The 16,737-nt window shown below is 52.7% G+C and carries 12 protein-coding genes; 7 read left to right on the top strand and 5 right to left on the bottom strand.

From position 1 onward, the window contains the following. The first annotated feature begins 177 nt into the window (after nt 1-177). From PBOR_RS09670 to PBOR_RS09660, 3 genes are all read left to right on the top strand, one after another. On the top strand, nt 178-1,158 hold the full coding sequence (locus PBOR_RS09670) for an acyltransferase family protein (RefSeq protein ID WP_245648105.1): 981 nt from the start codon (nt 178-180) through the stop codon (nt 1,156-1,158). 389 nt (nt 1,159-1,547) lie between these two features. After that, nucleotides 1,548-3,233 (top strand): dihydroxy-acid dehydratase, encoded by a 1,686-nt coding sequence (gene ilvD, locus PBOR_RS09665; RefSeq protein WP_042211484.1) that lies wholly within the window; start codon nt 1,548-1,550, stop codon nt 3,231-3,233. A 226-nt stretch (nt 3,234-3,459) separates the two neighbouring features. After that, nucleotides 3,460-3,645, top strand: coding sequence for a hypothetical protein (locus tag PBOR_RS09660; RefSeq protein ID WP_042211483.1), 186 nt, complete (start codon nt 3,460-3,462; stop codon nt 3,643-3,645). Between the two features lie 115 nt (nt 3,646-3,760). On the opposite strand, the gene PBOR_RS09655 is transcribed toward PBOR_RS09660, so the two are convergent. Continuing rightward, nucleotides 3,761-5,146 carry a polysaccharide deacetylase family protein gene (locus PBOR_RS09655; protein ID WP_042211482.1) on the bottom strand — a complete coding sequence of 462 codons (1,386 nt, stop codon included), beginning with the start codon at nt 5,144-5,146 and terminating at the stop codon, nt 3,761-3,763. A gap of 253 nt (nt 5,147-5,399) precedes the next feature. Here PBOR_RS09655 and PBOR_RS09650 point away from each other — a divergent pair, with 253 nt between their 5' ends. Next, nucleotides 5,400-6,611 (top strand): AI-2E family transporter, encoded by a 1,212-nt coding sequence (locus tag PBOR_RS09650; RefSeq protein ID WP_042211481.1) that lies wholly within the window; start codon nt 5,400-5,402, stop codon nt 6,609-6,611. Here the strand turns inward: PBOR_RS09650 and PBOR_RS09645 are convergent. From PBOR_RS09645 to PBOR_RS09635, 3 genes are all read right to left on the bottom strand, one after another. After that, nucleotides 6,572-8,377, bottom strand: a complete 1,806-nt coding sequence (locus PBOR_RS09645; RefSeq protein ID WP_042211480.1) for a peptidoglycan D,D-transpeptidase FtsI family protein — start codon at nt 8,375-8,377, stop codon at nt 6,572-6,574. The two genes, PBOR_RS09650 and PBOR_RS09645, sit on opposite strands and share 40 nt — an antisense overlap. A gap of 147 nt (nt 8,378-8,524) precedes the next feature. After that, on the bottom strand, nt 8,525-10,594 hold the full coding sequence (locus tag PBOR_RS09640; protein ID WP_157764005.1) for a methyl-accepting chemotaxis protein: 2,070 nt from the start codon (nt 10,592-10,594) through the stop codon (nt 8,525-8,527). A gap of 170 nt (nt 10,595-10,764) precedes the next feature. Then, complete coding sequence (locus PBOR_RS09635) at nt 10,765-11,787, bottom strand: glycoside hydrolase family 130 protein (protein ID WP_042211478.1); 1,023 nt, start codon at nt 11,785-11,787, stop codon at nt 10,765-10,767. A 262-nt stretch (nt 11,788-12,049) separates the two neighbouring features. Here PBOR_RS09635 and PBOR_RS09630 point away from each other — a divergent pair, with 262 nt between their 5' ends. From PBOR_RS09630 to PBOR_RS09620, 3 genes are read left to right on the top strand one after another with little or no spacing between them, the layout of a single operon-like run. Then, nucleotides 12,050-13,012 carry a glycoside hydrolase family 113 gene (locus PBOR_RS09630; protein ID WP_042211477.1) on the top strand — a complete coding sequence of 321 codons (963 nt, stop codon included), beginning with the start codon at nt 12,050-12,052 and terminating at the stop codon, nt 13,010-13,012. Between the two features lie 45 nt (nt 13,013-13,057). Continuing rightward, nucleotides 13,058-14,272: an AGE family epimerase/isomerase gene (locus tag PBOR_RS09625; protein WP_042211476.1), complete on the top strand. Its 1,215-nt coding sequence runs from the start codon at nt 13,058-13,060 to the stop codon at nt 14,270-14,272. After that, nucleotides 14,272-15,447, top strand: a complete 1,176-nt coding sequence (locus PBOR_RS09620) for a glycoside hydrolase family 130 protein (RefSeq protein ID WP_042211475.1) — start codon at nt 14,272-14,274, stop codon at nt 15,445-15,447. The genes PBOR_RS09625 and PBOR_RS09620 overlap by 1 nt, the downstream gene beginning before the upstream one ends. 99 nt (nt 15,448-15,546) lie before the next feature. On the opposite strand, the gene PBOR_RS09615 is transcribed toward PBOR_RS09620, so the two are convergent. Beyond that, nucleotides 15,547-16,497 carry an alpha/beta fold hydrolase gene (locus PBOR_RS09615; RefSeq protein WP_042211474.1) on the bottom strand — a complete coding sequence of 317 codons (951 nt, stop codon included), beginning with the start codon at nt 16,495-16,497 and terminating at the stop codon, nt 15,547-15,549. Nucleotides 16,498-16,737 lie beyond the last annotated feature (240 nt).

Raw genomic sequence — 16,737 nt, 5'->3', positions numbered from 1 at the left:
CCTGTCGTGAGAGCGCTTACCATTGTGATGTATTTCACAATTTATTTACCGGAAATCATGTATTTTAAAATTAAAGTATTAAACCGCACGCAAACCGCATTTATTGGAGGTAACGTCATGACCCGGGAAAGCTCGCTCGAAACGCGTGGAGAAACTTTTTTTCTTAACTTGCGCTTCATGCTTATTGTAACTGTCTTTGTGGCCAATGCGATCGAACCCCTGATTCTTGAAATGAGCGGACTCCACACCCTGTACCAGTGGATCTTCAGTTTTCATATGCCGCTGTTTGTGCTCGTGACCGGTTACTTTGCCCGTAAAAGCTTAAATGGCGCTGCCGGCCGTAAGGTGCTGCTGCAAATCGGACTGCAATATATTATTTTTCAAAGCTTATACTCAGCATTGGACGTTTCTGTATTCCATGTAAACAACATACATTATTCCTTCTTCGCTCCTTACCTGCTGCTGTGGTTCCTGGCCAGCCACGCCTTCTGGCGTCTGCTGATGCTGGGCATGAGCCGCTGGAGCAAGAGCGCCCAGTTTGCCTTCGCCATTGCCGCAGGTGTGGCTGTAGGTTATCTGCAGCTGGATGGAATCTGGTTCAGCATCAGCCGCACCTTTGTATATCTGCCATTTTTCGTTATCGGGTATCATTTCTCATTCGGAGCTTTCGTCAAGCTGTACCAGCAATATGTCAAAACCGCTGCCGCCGCTGCTTCACTCCTGCTGCTCGTTGGAATGGGAGTGCTCGGACATTATCTCCCGCTCGGCTGGCTGTACGGAAGCATGACCTATATGCAGCTTGGCGCTCATGAATGGTATGCAGGTGTGTTCAGGCTGGCTGTCTATGGCTTGCAATTTGCCGCATCGCTGGCATTTCTTGGCCTGGTTCCATACGGGTTAAGCCGGATGACAGACCTGGGACGCCGCACACTGTACGTCTTCCTGCTTCACGGCTTCATTGTCCGGGCGGCAGCCGTCTCCGGCGTGTATGCCTATATCGGAAATGCTGCCGGTGCCGCTGTTCTTCTGGTCTGCGCTGTATCCTGCACGTTGTTGCTGGCCCAGCCTGCGGTCAAACGCGTGCTGAATCCGCTGGTTGAGCCGTCTGTAGACTGGGTGATTTCGCTGCGGCGCGCTGCCATCAGACGCTCACTTTAGCATCATTGCTATTGAAACAGCCTCTTCACTTATTAATATGTAGAAGCCTGTCCTGTCCGGGATAGGCTTTTTGGTATAATTTCCTTTAATGATCGATGTAGCCGTTTCCACCTGTCTGCCGGGAGATGACTGCGACAAACTTCACATTGCCCGGTAGAAAAATGAGGTTTTTTGTGATAGACTCTCTATTAACGTTCGTATCCAATCCGCTTGTTTTTTATAGAAACGGCTCCGCCCTACTTCTGTTTACTGCAAGAAGCTGGACCTTGTTCCTTCTATAAACCGCAGACACGCAGCTTTTGGGATTGCAATGCGTTAATGCGGCACTATATTTGTTCTCACCGTTCCAAGAGGTTAGGCTCACAATACTTTTAGGGGGAAATGTCATCATGGCAAACAAAAAAATGCGTTCAGACATGATCAAAAAGGGCTTTGACCGCGCACCACACCGCAGTCTTCTGCGTGCTGCCGGCGTTAAGGAAGAGGATTTCGGCAAGCCGTTTATCGCAGTCTGCAATTCCTATCTCGACATTGTACCGGGTCATGTGCATCTGCAGGAATTCGGCAAGATTGTAAAGGAAGCCATCCGTGAAGCCGGCGGGGTTCCGTTCGAATTCAATACCATCGGCGTAGATGACGGCATTGCCATGGGACATATCGGAATGCGTTATTCATTGCCAAGCCGCGAGATCATAGCCGATTCTGTGGAAACGATGGTTTCCGCTCACTGGTTCGATGGAATGGTCTGCATTCCCAATTGTGATAAAATCACCCCGGGTATGATGATGGGCGCACTGCGCGTCAACATCCCGACGATCTTCGTCAGCGGCGGACCGATGAAGGCCGGCGTAGACAGCAAAGGCAAGAAGCTATCTCTGACTTCCGTGTTTGAAGGCGTTGGCGCCCATCAGGTCGGCAAGATCAATGACGCTGAGCTGCTTGAACTGGAACAATTCGGCTGTCCAACCTGCGGATCATGTTCGGGTATGTTCACAGCCAATTCCATGAACTGTCTGGCTGAAGCTATGGGCCTTGCTCTCCCGGGCAACGGCACCATTCTGGCAGTTGCGGAAGAACGCAGAGATTTCGTCCGCAAATCAGCTACCCAACTCATGGAGCTGATCAAGCTGGATCTGAAACCGCGTGATATCGTAACCCATGAATCACTGGACAATGCCTTTGCGCTGGATATGGCGATGGGCGGCTCCACCAACACTGTGTTGCATACCCTGGCACTGGCTCAGGAAGCTGAAATCGACTATCCGCTGGAGCGCATCAATGAAGTAGCCAACCGCGTACCTTACCTGGCCAAGCTGGCTCCTGCCTCCGATATCTTCATCGAAGATGTGGACCGGGCGGGCGGCGTCAGCGCTGTGCTGAACGAGCTGCTGAAGAAGCCGGGCGCCATCTTCGGCGACTGCATGACCGTAACCGGCAAGACTTTGGCCGAGAATGTCACCGGTCATGAGATTCAGGATACGTCAGTTATTCATACAATAGACAACCCTTATTCCCCAGTAGGCGGATTGGCTGTACTCTACGGCAACCTGGCTCCGGAAGGCTCCATCATCAAGGTTGGTGCCGTAGATGCTTCCGTTGGCGGCTACCACAAAGGACCTGCCATCTGCTTCGACTCCCAGGAGCAGGCGCTGGAAGGGATCGCGAACGGCAAGGTCAAAGAAGGCCATGTCGTTGTTATCCGGTATGAAGGTCCGAAGGGCGGACCGGGTATGCCGGAAATGCTGGCACCGACTTCGCAGATCGTCGGTATGGGTCTTGGCGCCAAGGTCGGCCTGATCACCGACGGACGGTTCTCCGGAGCTTCCCGCGGAATCAGTATCGGCCACATCTCGCCGGAAGCGGCTGAGGGCGGACCGATTGCTTTTGTCGAGGATGGCGACATCATCGAACTGGATCTGATCAACCGCAAGATCGAGCTGCTGGTTGAAGAAGAAGTCCTGGCTGTCCGCCGCAGCGGCTGGAAAGATTTCGAGCCGAAGGTGAAGACCGGTTACCTGGCCCGTTACTCCAAGCTGGTTACCAATGCAAGCAAGGGCGGCGTGCTGAAGATCTAATCACTGATCCGGCTGCCGCAGCCTGAGATATAAAGAATGAACTGGAAGAGCAGTCACGTCCGCAGATGCGGCGGGACTGCTCTTTTTTTGCATATTAGGGCCCGTTAATGCAGGTGGCGCAGATAGCAGAGATCACACAAATGGTCTCTGTAGCTGGTCGCTAGGAAATGTTGTACGCTCTGCAACTTTGATTCACCGATAAAGGGTTGTTCAGAAGGATTGTTGTATGAAATACAATAATCTTCCTGCTAAGCCGCCGAAAGAAGGCGAAATGCTGCCTTTTGTACAACAATTCCGGATTATGGCGGTTTTGATGAGCAGAATGTTGTATTTAGTGCAGGAATTTGAATCTGACAGCGGTCACGGTATCTGGGATCTCCGCCGCAGGCAGTGGACATATCGGCGGGAATAGCTGCCGGATATATAAAAAGCCCCGCCAGCCATTCAGGCCAGCGGAGCATAGGAAACAGCTTCGGTTACAATCCGGATAAATGTCAACTTATAAGTGCTAAATAGCCTGCTGCAATTCAATGAACAACCGTTGCTCCGGGCAGTTCTAGTTCAGCTTCAATCGACCGTTCCTCTTCCCGCACACGTTCCCGTTGCTTCACCGGCTTCTGCGGCCGCTGCTGATTCATCTGATCAAGCAGCTGCGACACGGGCATCAGCATCATTTTGGGTACCAGCAGCTCACTGCGGACTTTAAGCCTCGCTCCGCCTGACGGATGAATAACGCTGAGCAGAATACTGAGATAGAATTTGGTAGAGCTTGCGAACAGGCCGCTTGGCAGATCCAGAACCATGAACCCGAATTTCTCGGGCCCACGGTTCAGCAGGCTTACACCATAGAGTGCCTTGGCTTCAGCCAGATCCACATCACCGGCAATCCGCTCCGCCAGCACCGGCAGATCCTTCTCCATGCGGCGGATCATGCGGATCGCGAGCTGTGCCGACGAACGGGAATGAATGCCCAGCTCGAACAGCTGCCTGTTGTCGATATGCAGCTCAATGATCTTGTCGCCTTTGCTTAATGTCTCACCGTTATCCATCTGCACGGGATTCCCCTGATATTTACGCAGCCTGTAATGCAGGAACGGATCGGCCGGAGAGATCGTCTTGATCTGGAACATTAGCTGGAATACCTGTTCCCAGGCCAGCCATAAGCCGACAACCAACCGTTTGCCGAAAGACAGCCTTGTGATCGGTGAGCTCTGCACCGCCTTGATCATCTCATCAATCCGGATACTTCGCAGCCCCCGTCTATCCGCTTCCTGCAGCATCCGCTCCAGGGCAATCAGCATATGCTCAGGGGCATGCGGATCGGCACCGAGCGTTGTACCGCAGTCATGCAACAGCATGACTTCACCCGGATCCAGCTTGGAGATCAGCTTGTCGGTCAGGCGTTCCGCTCCAAGCTTCTCCTTCCAGTCGCCGAACATGGCCGACCATAGTACAATCTGCACCTGACGGCGCTTGGAGAAGTCAAACAGGTTCACAATTCCCCACGGCGGACGGTAGTAGGTGCTGCGCTCGCCGGTTATTTTGAAGATAATATCATCGGTCCGCTGAATCTGCTTCCTCACCGTTGCCGGACGCATCAGCCAATTCGTCTTGTGCACATAATTGTGAATTCCGATAAGATGCCCTTCATCGTGCATACGCTTAATAATCTCCGGATGCGCTTCAGCGTGGGCACCGACCACGAAGAATGTCGCCTTAGCTCCATAACGCTTAAGCAGATCCAGCAATAACGGTGTATAATGCGGGTCAGGTCCATCATCGAAGGTCAGGCCATAATCCGTACGCCCGATTCCTTTGCGAAAGACGCGATAACCAAATATACGGCTGATCATTCCGGGAATAAAAGCATAAAAGGTCGAGATGTAAAATAGCCAGAGCAGCAAAGTCTGCATGTAAATTCCCCGCTTTTCCAGAGTTGACTTTGGCTCGTCTTACGTGTGATACGGCCAAGTAGAGTAAGTAGAAGCGTCTGCTGTCCTGCAAGAGGACAATAACCGTTGTGGCAACAAGTAGTACATTCAAAAAAAACGTTACCCCCTATTTTAACACAGCTGCCAAAGAAATAGACGCTTTTTTATTAAAATCGTGTACAATGAATTGAAGTGAATATTGTAAATTTATCTAGAAAAGGAGTCGTTTATCTCTATGCTGCCGCTGTACAAAAAATATTGGCGCACTTTTTTCGACATCGGATTGGTTATTCTGACGCTATATCTCGTGATGCTGGGATTCAGTAAGCTGTATCAGCTGGCCGCTCCTGTGTTCCTGTCCTTTTTTGTTTTCCTGCTGATTGAGCCGCTGGCCCGGTTCCTGAACCGCAAGGGAATGGCTAAGCCTTTCGCCTCCGCTATCTCCGTGGTACTCTTCTTAGTGATCCTGCTTGGCGCATTATTTGCTGCCGGACTGCTGATTACGACTCAGGTCATTCAATTCCAGGAAAATCTGCCCAGATATACATACATAGTCCAGCAGCATTTTACTGAGGCTACCACCTATCTCCAGCAAAAAATCGATGCGCTCCCGCCCGATCTCACAGATAAACTGAACGGTTATTTCACTGATGCGACTAATGTTCTCTCGACGTGGATGGTCACCTTCTTTAAATATATGATCGGTGTGCTTGGCTCCTTCTCTTCCTTTATGGCTAATTTCGGCATTGCGATTATCCTGGCCTTTTTCCTCAGTATGGAGATTAAGGACTGGCGCCGGATCGCCCATGACAAGCTGCCCAAGACCTTTAAGACGGCTTACGCTTTCCTGCAGGGGAATGTGTTCAAGGCTATCGGTTCTTATCTAAAAGCCCAGCTGATTCTGATCAGCATTACCTTCGTGATCGTTCTCGCCGGACTGCTGATCCTGCAGACTGGAAATGTCATTACCCTGGCTCTGATCTGCGCCTTGTTCGACCTGCTGCCGCTTCTTGGAGTACCGGCAATTCTGATTCCCTGGATTATTTATTTGTTCATTGTCGGCAATACCTCACTTGCCATTGGTCTAATCATTCTGCTGGCAGTGGTAATGGTGATCAGACAGCTGCTGGAGCCCAAAATCACCGGAAATTCAATCGGCGTCTCCTCCGCCTTCCTGATGCTCTCGTTCGTGATTCTGTCTTCCTCCGTATTTGGCATCGCCGGACTTATTCTGTCGCCGATCCTGCTGATCCTGCTCAAGGAGCTGATCCAGCAGGGGTATCTGCAGCGCTGGATCTATCTGCCGCAGGAGGAGTTCATCGTGTCTCCGTTTGCCGCTTCCGGACCCTCCACAGCAGGAGGTACCGTTTCGGGTGATACTGCTGGTACAGCAGACAGTGAAGTGACTCAGGCCCCCGCTGACCCGGACAACAGCTCGAATACTTGACCGAATAACTTGGCAGCTGCCTGCGGACTGCTTGGAGCCACGTTCTCAACAGCAACGGACACAGCATACCTTGGATGGTCTGCCGGGCCATAGCCGATGAACCATTGATTGTTGCGGGCCACGCCTTTGACGAGCGTCTGCGCTGTACCTGATTTGCCGGCAACCGGCCATTCAAGGCCCTGCAGCGTCTTGCCTGTTCCTTCTGTCACCACTTTACGCATCATGGACAGCAGCATGCGGGCGGTTGCCTTGGATATTCTGCCCTGCGGGGCAGGGGCCAGATGTCCCGGGAGCTCCTTAAGCGTCTGCCCGTTGGCAAAAGCAACCCGCTGCAGAATACGCGGCGCTCTAACCTCGCCGCCATGCAGCAGCGTGACTACGAGATTCGCCGCCTGCAGCGGCGTAATCCGCACATCGCGCTGGCCGATCGCGGTCTGCACCCTGGCCCCGCCATCATCCGGCAGCAGCGTGGTGAAGATCGTCCCCGTCTGCTCCCCGGAGAGCGGCCGGAGCAGCGGCAGACCCAGCGTATTCTCCGCCTGCCAGCCGATATCCCGGCCAAGGCCCAGTGCCAGAGCAGCAGCATTAAGCTGTGCTCCACTAAGCCGCTCGGCAAGCGTGGCGAACACGGTATTACAGGACACGGCGAACCCTTGCGCCATCGTAAGGGCGCCGTGTCCTTTGCCGTTCAGGCAGGTTAATCCGTACTTCCCGTATTCCCCTTTACAGTAGAACGGTTCCTCCGGTGAAGTTAATCCGGCTTCCAGGGCAGCAGCTGCGGTGACAATCTTGAAGATGGATCCGGGTACCGCAGCCTGCAGCGCCCGGTTGTTCCATTCTCCCCCTTGAGGCGAGACCTGCTCCGGATTGTAGAATGGCAAGGATACCATTGCGGCGATATCACCGCTCTGGCTGTCCAGGACTACAACCGCGCCTTCCTTCACCCCCGCTTCAGCCGCCAGCTGCTCAATGCGCTCCTGAAGCTTCTTATCAATCGTGGTATATAACGACAGCGGGTAATACGGATTACCCGGTGCCTTGACTATAATCGGACTGCCTGGAACACGGTTGCCGCGGGCATCCACCTGGGCAACCGCCTCCGTATGCCCCACTCCCTGCAGCAGCGGCTCCAGTGTCTTCTCCAGCCCGTCTGTACCTGTCCGTGGAATCCGCAGACCTGTCGGTGATTGCCGGAGAGCTTCACCCGAAGCTTCAGACAAGTAGCCGAGCCATTGCCGTCCTGAAGCGGAGCCATCATATCTGCGGGCAAAGGGCAGTGCTTTAACCCCCTCAATCCCCAGCTCTTCCACTTCCCGGGCCTGTGACAACGACAATGCCAGCGGAATGTTCCCTTTGCCGGAGGGCCAGAGCAGCGGTTCCTTAAGTCCTGTGCGTTTCGCCTGCAGCTGGCCATAGCTGACACCTAGAATTTCTGCCAGACGGTGCAATTGCTTATCTCCGGCAGGCTCTCCGGTAACCGTATGCAGCGGGAGTGACTCTTCCAGCGGAAACAGTACCGCTGTCCATACAGTCTCTCCGGCCAGCGGTTCTCCGTTCTTGTCATACAGCCGGCCCCGCCCGCTGTCCAGCACGGTCTCCCGCTCACTCTGAATTTCGGCCATTTGTGCCATCGTATACCTTGTTCCGCTTACCGCCTGATTCTTCTGCAGCAGCTGAACCCAGGCCAGTCTGATGATCAAGCCTGCAACGAGCACAGACAGAATCAGCAGACTCCAAAATATACGTTTATGAATCAGCTTCTGCAAGTGTTATTCCTCCATCAAGTGGGCTACGGAACTCTGGGTTATATTATGCCCAACCGAAAAGGCAAAAAACCGCCTTTCCATGGAGGAAAAGCGGTTAAAATGGCTGTTCTGCCTCTACATTCCCGGCAGGAGCAGCACAGAAGCGTGCTACACGCTAAATTTAGACAATCGTTCATTAAGCTTGGACGAGGCGTTCTCCAGTTTGGCGGAGAGATTGACCAGATATTCGCTCACACTCTCCTGCTCGCCGGTGAGGGATGCAACCTCCTCGGAGGCGGCGGAGGATTCTTCCGCGAATGAGCTGACATTACCTATCGTCTCCGACAGCACTCTCTGCGAATGGTTCAGTCCGTCAATGGATGTTGACACGGAATCCAGCCGGGTGATCAGATGATTCATTTGACCCTGTACACTGACGAAGATCTCGCTGGTGTTCTGAACATACGTCATCTGTTCTCCAAATAACGGAGCCACCTCAGATAATGCGGCTACGGTCTCATGCATGTCATTCATGATTCTATCGGTAATCCCGGCCACTACTGCAATGGAACGCTTGGACTGTTCAGCCAGCTGACGGATTTCATCAGCGACCACGGTGAAGCCTTTGCCTGCTTCGCCAGCCCGTGCTGCTTCGATAGTAGCATTAAGCGATAAAATATTGGTCTGCTGGGTAATGTTCTGCATGACCTCCAGCACCCGGATGACAGACGAGGTGGTATCCTTGAGTTCATTGACCTTAATCACGAGCTTACCCGTCATATCACCGGTCTCATGCGTTCTGCCCAGCAGCTCCTGCAGCTTGACGACACCTTCCCTGCTGGACTGCTCCACGCTATGTGCGGTCCCGCCAATCTCCTGGGCGGCAGCAATTACCGCATCCATCCGCTCGGAGATCTGGGCGGTCATTTCATTTCCGCGGTCTGCCTCCAGCGCCAGATTTCCTGCCCCGCCGGCAATCTGTTCAGTTGCTGCAGCGATATCCTGTGCGGCCACAGCCGTCTCACGGGATGCATTGCCCAGGGCATCTGCTGTCTCCAGTACTTCACGGGCGGTCTCGTTAGTATGTACAACCAGTTCTGTGATCCGTTCCATCATCATATTGAAGGAACCGGACAGCTGGCCAATTTCATCATGCGAGACTACCTTCGTCCGTACACGCAGGTCACCTTCTGCACCCTTAAACATGAGGTCCCGCAGGCGCGACAGCGGCCGGGAGACCATCCGTACCATCCAGAGGCCAATGAGAATGGCGACAACGGCAGCGGCAGCCACTGCAATGTAAGTCGTATTAAGGATACTTCCCGCATCCTTGATCAGATTCTCGGAAGGGACAACACCAAGCAGTCTCCAGCCCGAGCTTTCCAGCGTACCATATACAGCAAGAATGGATTTGCCCTGCTCATCCTTGGTCGGCAGCGAACCCGAACTCTCGCTGAGCCCCTTGAACAGGGTGCCGCCCAGGCGTAAGTAAGTGTCTGTCTCCTGATGCTGGGAAGAGGCAATCATCTCATCTTTGGTAGTCAGCAGCTGGATATAAGAGTCCATCCCTAGATCGACTTTGCTGAGCTGGCTGGCCAGCTCCGTTGTCTTAATGTCACAGACCGCTATGTACCCTAAGCTTCCGGCATCCCCCGCTACTGATTTGGCGAAATGGACCACGCCTTCTGCTTCACCTTGCTTCAGAGCCTCGGTAATCCATAAGCTCTGCGGCTTCTCCTGCAGCTGCTTATACCATGCAGCTCCGCGGATACCCGCCAGGAATTCATTGTCCACAGCTCCCGCTGACGCGGCAGGCAGTGCTTCATTCAGCGGAATCAGATAAACCGCTTGCACATTTGAAACCGCTGAGAGCCAGTGCTTCAATTCAGCGCTGATCAGACCGGCCTGTTCCGTGCGGTTCGCAGTACCTGCGGCAGCAGCACTCCCTTGTGAGACTGCCTGCTGAATATCCTTGTTGTAGAACAGCTGGCCCAGATTATCTTCAAAGCGCAGCAGAGTTACATCAAGCTTCTCTGCGGTTTGCTCGACTGTCTGCTGGTTAGCGGACAGCGCATTGTTCTCGATAGTTTGTTTGGCAACAGAATAGGATGTATAGCCCAAAGACAGAACGATTCCCATCGTCGCAACGAAAAACACGAGAAAGAGCCGCACCCCCAGCGACTTGGAGGGATGCAGCCGAGTAAGAATACTTTTATTGCGAACTGTTGACTTGCTCAAAAAATCACCGCCGGATCTGCTGTATTCTTGCAGGGAATGAATCCGCACAAGGCCAGTATTAATAATATACCATCAGATCTTGTAACGCTGTGATTTTGTTGTACGAGACGAATCGTGTCAAAAGCAGACTAACGGTATCAGGTCAAAAGGCAAATGCTGCCGTGTCCGACCTAGATTTTACCCAAATCCGCATCATCGCCAACCTCTTCATGGGTGTCGATCACGTAGTTGACGATTTCCTGCACCGTTGTATATGCAACACCTACATAAGTGTCAGCCGCCCCGTAGTAGATGGCAATGCGGCCCGTTTCTGCATCATTTAAGGTTGCGCACGGGAAGAGCACATTGTTCACGAAACCTCTCTCCTCATACCATTCTTCCGGTGTAAGCACGAAGTTCCGGGAGCGGTATTTGACTCTCGACGGTTCGTCTTTATCCAGAATAACCGCACCCATGCTATACACCAGCCCGTTGCAGGTTCCAGTTACACCATGGTAGAACATGAGCCAGCCTTCGGAGGTTTCAATCGGGGCCGGGCCGCCGCCAATCTTGGTGCTCTGCCACCAGCCCTGACCGCCTCTGCTCATCACATGGCGGTGTTTGCCCCAGTAGACGAAGTCAGGACTCTCACTCAGGAATACATCGCCAAACGGGGTATGACCGCTGTCGCTTGGACGGGAGAGCATCACGAAGTTACCGTTAATTTTCTTAGGGAACAGCACGCCGTTGCGGTTGAACGGCAGGAATGGATTTTCCAGGCTGATGAAGGTCTTGAAGTCCTGTGTTCTGGCAACACCGATAGCGGCACCGTAGAAATCCGTACACCAGATGATGTAGTACGTATCTTCAACCTTAACCAGACGCGGATCGTAGGCATATCTCGGCATATAGGAATTGCCTTGTTCATCAATGAACGGAATGGGAGCGTCTTCAATTTTCCAGTCCAGTCCGTCTTGGCTATGGCCCATCCGCAGATGCGGGCGGGTTGTATTATCCTCAACGCGGAATACGCCGAGGAAGCTTCCTTCATAGGCAATTACCGCACTATTGAAAATACGTGCAACCCCTTTGGCAGGATTGCGTTTGATCACCGGATTGTCACTGTGTCTCCATACCGGGTTCTCGTTCCCCTCGGGTCTGTCCTGCCAAGGCATATTAGGAATGTTAGCTCCAATCAGTTGAATTTCCTTCATATCAATAAGTCTCCCTTCAGGTTTGCGCAGCGCAGGCTGCAGTGGATAGATGATTCCAACCATTCCGCGGAATGGACATACATAGAGGCCGTTTCAGGCTTCCAGCTCAATTCCCCCTTGAAAACATTCATAAAAAGCGTTATAACTTAATTGTATTCTTGTTATCTTTAAATAACAATAACATAATAACAAAATACAAATAAATTATTATTTTTGTTTTTGCATTATATTTATTCATTCCATTGTAAAGCGAGGTAACCGCATGTCACTGCTAGACGAGTATGTCGGAGGCGTAACCTGGGGGTTCATGGGCAGACGGGGAACCTGGGCTAATGAAGCAGCGGAATCTTCCATGGAGCTGATGAAATCAGCTACCGGTGCCAACTGGACCGCCATTGCGTTCAGCGCGCTTCAAGCTACCCCGCAATCCACAGAGATTCCCTATTGGGCGGAACCTACGGTCAGCGATGAAGAGGTATGCTGGGCCATCCGCAAAGCAAAGTCACTTGATCTGAAGGTCTGCCTGAAGCCGATTGTGAATTGTGCAGACGGCACGTGGCGGGCTCATATCAACTTCTTCGACAAGGATGTTCCCTGCGAGCCGAAATGGTCGGAGTGGTTCCGTTCCTATACTGCTTTTATCCTCCATTATGCTGTGCTTGCCGAAGAAAGCGGTTGCGAGATGTTCTGTGTCGGCTGTGAGCTGGTGCAGGCGGACCGGCGGGCCGCAGAATGGCGCGTCCTGATTGCCGAGGTCCGCAAAGTGTACAGCGGTGTAATCACCTATAACTGCGATAAGTATCAGGAGGATAACGTGAGCTGGTGGGATGCCCTTGATGTAATCTCTTCCAGCGGCTATTACCCCGAGCAGGACTGGGAAATGCAGCTGGACCGGATTGAAGCGGTGGTCACAAGCCATGGCAAGCCCTTCTTCTTCATGGAAGCGGGATGCCCCAGCCGGACCGGAAGTGCCGCCATTCCGAATGACTGGAGTCTCAAGAGCGGCCCGGATCCTGAAGAGCAAAGCCGGTTCTACCTTGCCATGTTCGGCGCCTGCCGGAAGCGTGACTGGGTACAGGGCTTCATGCTGTGGGATTGGCCGGCCAAGCTCTATGCGCTGGACGAAGCAGCAGACAACGATGATTACTGCATGTACGGCAAACCGGCGGCAGGCATTATAGAAGCGTATTACAGCTACAAGACGAAATCTTCGCCTTCCTTGTAGACGGTTTTCAATATCTATCATTACTTTATAGGAGTGAACCACCATATGACGAAATCGCCCCTGATTTGGCGGAATGAAATGGAAGCAGAGCTGAAAGACAATATCCTCAGCTTTTGGATGAAGCATACCCTGGACGAAGAGCATGGCGGATTTGTAGGAGAAATTGACAACCAGATGAATATCAATCCGGAGGCCGGAAAAAGTCTGGTGCTGAACGCACGGATTCTGTGGACCTTTGCGAGCGCTTACCGCATATATGGCGACGCTGAATACCTGACTATGGCGGAACGGGCCCACGCCTATTTGACTCAATATTTCACCGACAGCGAATATGGCGGCTATTACTGGATGGTAGATGCGCTGGGTGCTCCTTCCGAACGTAAAAAACAGATCTACGGGCAGGCTTTCGCCATCTATGCCCTGGCAGAGTTCCATCATGCTACCGGACGCCAGGATGCGCTTGATCAGGCTGTGGCACTGTTCCGTCTGGTTGAGCAATATGGCTATGATCCGCTATATAAAGGTTATATCGAAGCCCTCTCTGAGCAGTGGCAGATGACAGAAAACTTAAGTCTGAGCAGCAAGGATATGAACGAAAAGAAATCGATGAACACCCATCTGCATGTGCTCGAAGGCTACACCGGCCTGTACCGCGTGTGGAAATCCGAGGAACTTCGGGTCCGGCTGGCTGAGCTGATTGAGGTCATGCTCCTCCACATCATTGATAAGGAAGGCAAGCATTTCCATCTGTTCCTGGATGAAGAGTGGAATATCAAGTCAGACCATATCTCCTATGGCCATGATATCGAAGGCAGCTGGCTGCTGGTCGAAGCGGCTGAAGTGCTTGGGGATGAAGAGCTGCTGCACCGGGTGCGGGCAGTTGCACTGTCCATGGCCGAAGCTACATTAGCTGAAGGCATTGACGCTGACGGCGGCATCTGGAATGAAGCCGATCATAACGGGCTGCTGGATAAGAATAAAGACTGGTGGCCGCAGGCTGAAGCCATTGTCGGCTTCTATAATGCTTATCAGCTATCCGGAGATGCGCGGTTCCGTGATGCTGCCGAGGCCGCCTGGACGTTCACTAACAGTTACATGGTCGATCATAAGCTAGGCGAGTGGTTCTGGGCTGTTGATGAGTCACTGCAGCCGCTTGCGCATGCTTCCAAGGTCAGTGCCTGGAAATGCCCTTATCATAACAGCAGAGCCTGCTTTGAAATGATCGGAAGACTGACAGCAACCTCAAAGGAGACTAAATAATGAGCACATTATTCACAGAACGCAAGGCGCAGTTGACGGAACGATATGAATCACTGATTGCCCGCAAAAATGAGAAGGTATCCTTTGGCAACGGCACTTATGACCGTTATCAATACCCGCTGCTCACAGCAGAGCATGCGCCGCTGATCTGGCGTTATGACTTCAACCCCGCAACCAATCCTTATTTCGCTGAACGGATCGGTGTGAACGGCATCTTCAATCCAGGGGCCATTGAGCTGGACGGCAAGTTCTACATTATTGCCCGTGTTGAGGGGAATGACCGTAAATCCTTCTTCGCTGTAGCCGAGAGCGACAGCGGTGTAGACGGCTTCCGCTTCTGGGATCATCCGGTTGTCCTGCCGGAAACTGAAGATCCGGATATCAACGTCTATGATATGCGTCTGGTGAAACATGCCGACGGCTGGATCTACGGCCTGTTCTGCACCGAGCGCAAAGATCCCGCTGCCCTTCACGGTGATCTGTCCAGCGCAGTTGCCCAGTGCGGCATCACCCGCACCAGGGACCTGAAGACCTGGGAACGCCTGGCCGATCTCAAGACCGGCTCAGCCCAGCAGCGTAATGTGGTGCTGCATCCTGAATTCGTAGACGGCAAATATGCCTTCTACACCCGCCCGCAGGACGGGTTCATTGATGCAGGCTCCGGCGGCGGCATCGGCTGGGGACTGTCCGATACCATTGAGAATGCTGTAATTACCAGCGAAACCATTATGGATCAGCGTTACTATCATACGATCAAGGAAGTGAAGAACGGCCAGGGCCCTGCACCGGTCAGAACACCTCAGGGCTGGCTGCATATCGCCCATGGGGTACGCAACACTGCTGCCGGACTGCGCTATGTACTGTATGCGTTCTTATCCGATCTGGATGAGCCTAACAAGGTTACCCATGCCCCCGGCGGACACTTCATCGCTCCGGACGGCGAAGAACGCGTCGGCGATGTATCCAACGTTGTCTTCTGCAACGGCGTAATCGCCCGGGACAACGGGGACATCTACATCTACTACGCTTCCTCCGACACCCGGATTCATGTGGTCACCACTACTGTGGATCAAATGCTTGATTATGTGCTGAATACTCCTGAAGATCCGCTCCGCTCTTATGCCTGTGTCCAGCAGCGCATTACCTTGATCGACCGGAATCTCCAGCTGCAATAGCAGTCTGTGTACAGGTTGTGCAAGCCGGCTGTACCAGCAAAAAGGCAGTACCTGCAGAATGTTCTGCGGGTACTGCCTTTTATTCGTCTGATCCGCTGGCTATAATGTGTTCAATAATTCCGTGACATATTTAACGACAGTCTCCGGCTTGTGTATGGGGATGGAGTGCCGGGGGTCTTCTTCGGTAATATGCTGTACGTTTGGGGTCAACCTGGCTAAGCGCTGCTGCCCCTGCTGCCATTCTTCGTCCGGATTGCCGGCACTAAGCACCGTAATAGGCAGCTTACTGCTAAGCGGCTCTGCCTTCTTCAGCTGCAGGGCACTCTCTTCCGCGCAGAGCAGCTCGGCATATGCGGCCCGGTATGCACTCTTGCGGTATCCCAGACTCGAGGCGTTTTTTTGGATAGCTGCCGGGAGTCTCCGTCCTCCTACAGGCCTCCTAAGCAAGCGGGGAATCCCCGCAGGCGCCAACAGATAACCCAGCTTATATTGCCGCCTGTTCGCCTCCCGCTGCTGTTTCCGGCGGTTGCTCATTTCATCCGTAAGATAACGGCTCTCATGTACAGCATCAACCAGCAGCAGCCCCTCCACTTCATCCGGATATTCCCCCGCAAAGCATCTCACAATCATACCTCCATAGGAATGGCCCACCAGAATATATGGAGGCTTGCAGTCCATTGCCTTCAGCAGTTCTCTGAGCTCCCTGACGTATTTCCTGCAGGTTGCGCTTTCCGGCTGGCTGCTGCTCCCGCTCCAGCCCAGGCCTGCGCGGTCATACGAGACCACCTTGGCATACAGTGACAGCTCCGGCTGCACCAGCGCCCAGTCCAGCGATGATCCCCCCATACCCGCTTCCAGAATTACGGTGTGCTCTCCCTTCCCCATGACATGGGCATGAAGGCAGGCATCCTGCACAGGAATCAGTTCTCCCGGAGGCTTGTATATTAGAGCATCACGCTTCGTAAGGACATATTGAACAATGGACAGCGGTGAACAAAGGACTGAAATGAACCGGTGCAGAGTCTGCTCGTTCTGCGGAATCGCGGCCATGTAACGTCACACCCTTCCCTGAACTTATGTCCAAATTATATAGGCATGTGCGTAGGGCAAAAAGAGAAACTATAACCATGCCATTTCCTATTTTAAAAGCAGATTATTTGAAATCCTGCACGTAATACAACATCTCCATCATAATCTCGGCCATATTTCACAATTGTTGTATAAAAGACAACATTTTCCTCCTCCAAAATGCTTAGCAGAACAATTCTTGTATTTCATACAACAATCCTC

This window comes from Paenibacillus borealis (assembly GCF_000758665.1).
GTDB lineage: Bacteria > Bacillota > Bacilli > Paenibacillales > Paenibacillaceae > Paenibacillus_AQ > Paenibacillus_AQ borealis.
The sequence above is the reverse complement of the archived record's forward strand: the minus strand, read 5'-3'. Positions and strand labels throughout refer to the sequence as shown.

Excerpts from the sequence above, each read along its gene's own strand:
- PBOR_RS09670 (WP_245648105.1), top strand. The coding sequence starts at position 178 with ATGCTTATTGTAACTGTCTTTGTGGCCAATGCGATCGAACCCCTGATT.
- ilvD (WP_042211484.1), top strand. The coding sequence starts at position 1,548 with ATGGCAAACAAAAAAATGCGTTCAGACATGATCAAAAAGGGCTTTGAC.
- PBOR_RS09660 (WP_042211483.1), top strand. The coding sequence starts at position 3,460 with ATGAAATACAATAATCTTCCTGCTAAGCCGCCGAAAGAAGGCGAAATG.
- PBOR_RS09655 (WP_042211482.1), bottom strand. The coding sequence starts at position 5,146 with ATGCAGACTTTGCTGCTCTGGCTATTTTACATCTCGACCTTTTATGCT.
- PBOR_RS09650 (WP_042211481.1), top strand. The coding sequence starts at position 5,400 with ATGCTGCCGCTGTACAAAAAATATTGGCGCACTTTTTTCGACATCGGA.
- PBOR_RS09635 (WP_042211478.1), bottom strand. The coding sequence starts at position 11,787 with ATGAAGGAAATTCAACTGATTGGAGCTAACATTCCTAATATGCCTTGG.
- PBOR_RS09630 (WP_042211477.1), top strand. The coding sequence starts at position 12,050 with ATGTCACTGCTAGACGAGTATGTCGGAGGCGTAACCTGGGGGTTCATG.
- PBOR_RS09625 (WP_042211476.1), top strand. The coding sequence starts at position 13,058 with ATGACGAAATCGCCCCTGATTTGGCGGAATGAAATGGAAGCAGAGCTG.
- PBOR_RS09620 (WP_042211475.1), top strand. The coding sequence starts at position 14,272 with ATGAGCACATTATTCACAGAACGCAAGGCGCAGTTGACGGAACGATAT.
- PBOR_RS09615 (WP_042211474.1), bottom strand. The coding sequence starts at position 16,497 with ATGGCCGCGATTCCGCAGAACGAGCAGACTCTGCACCGGTTCATTTCA.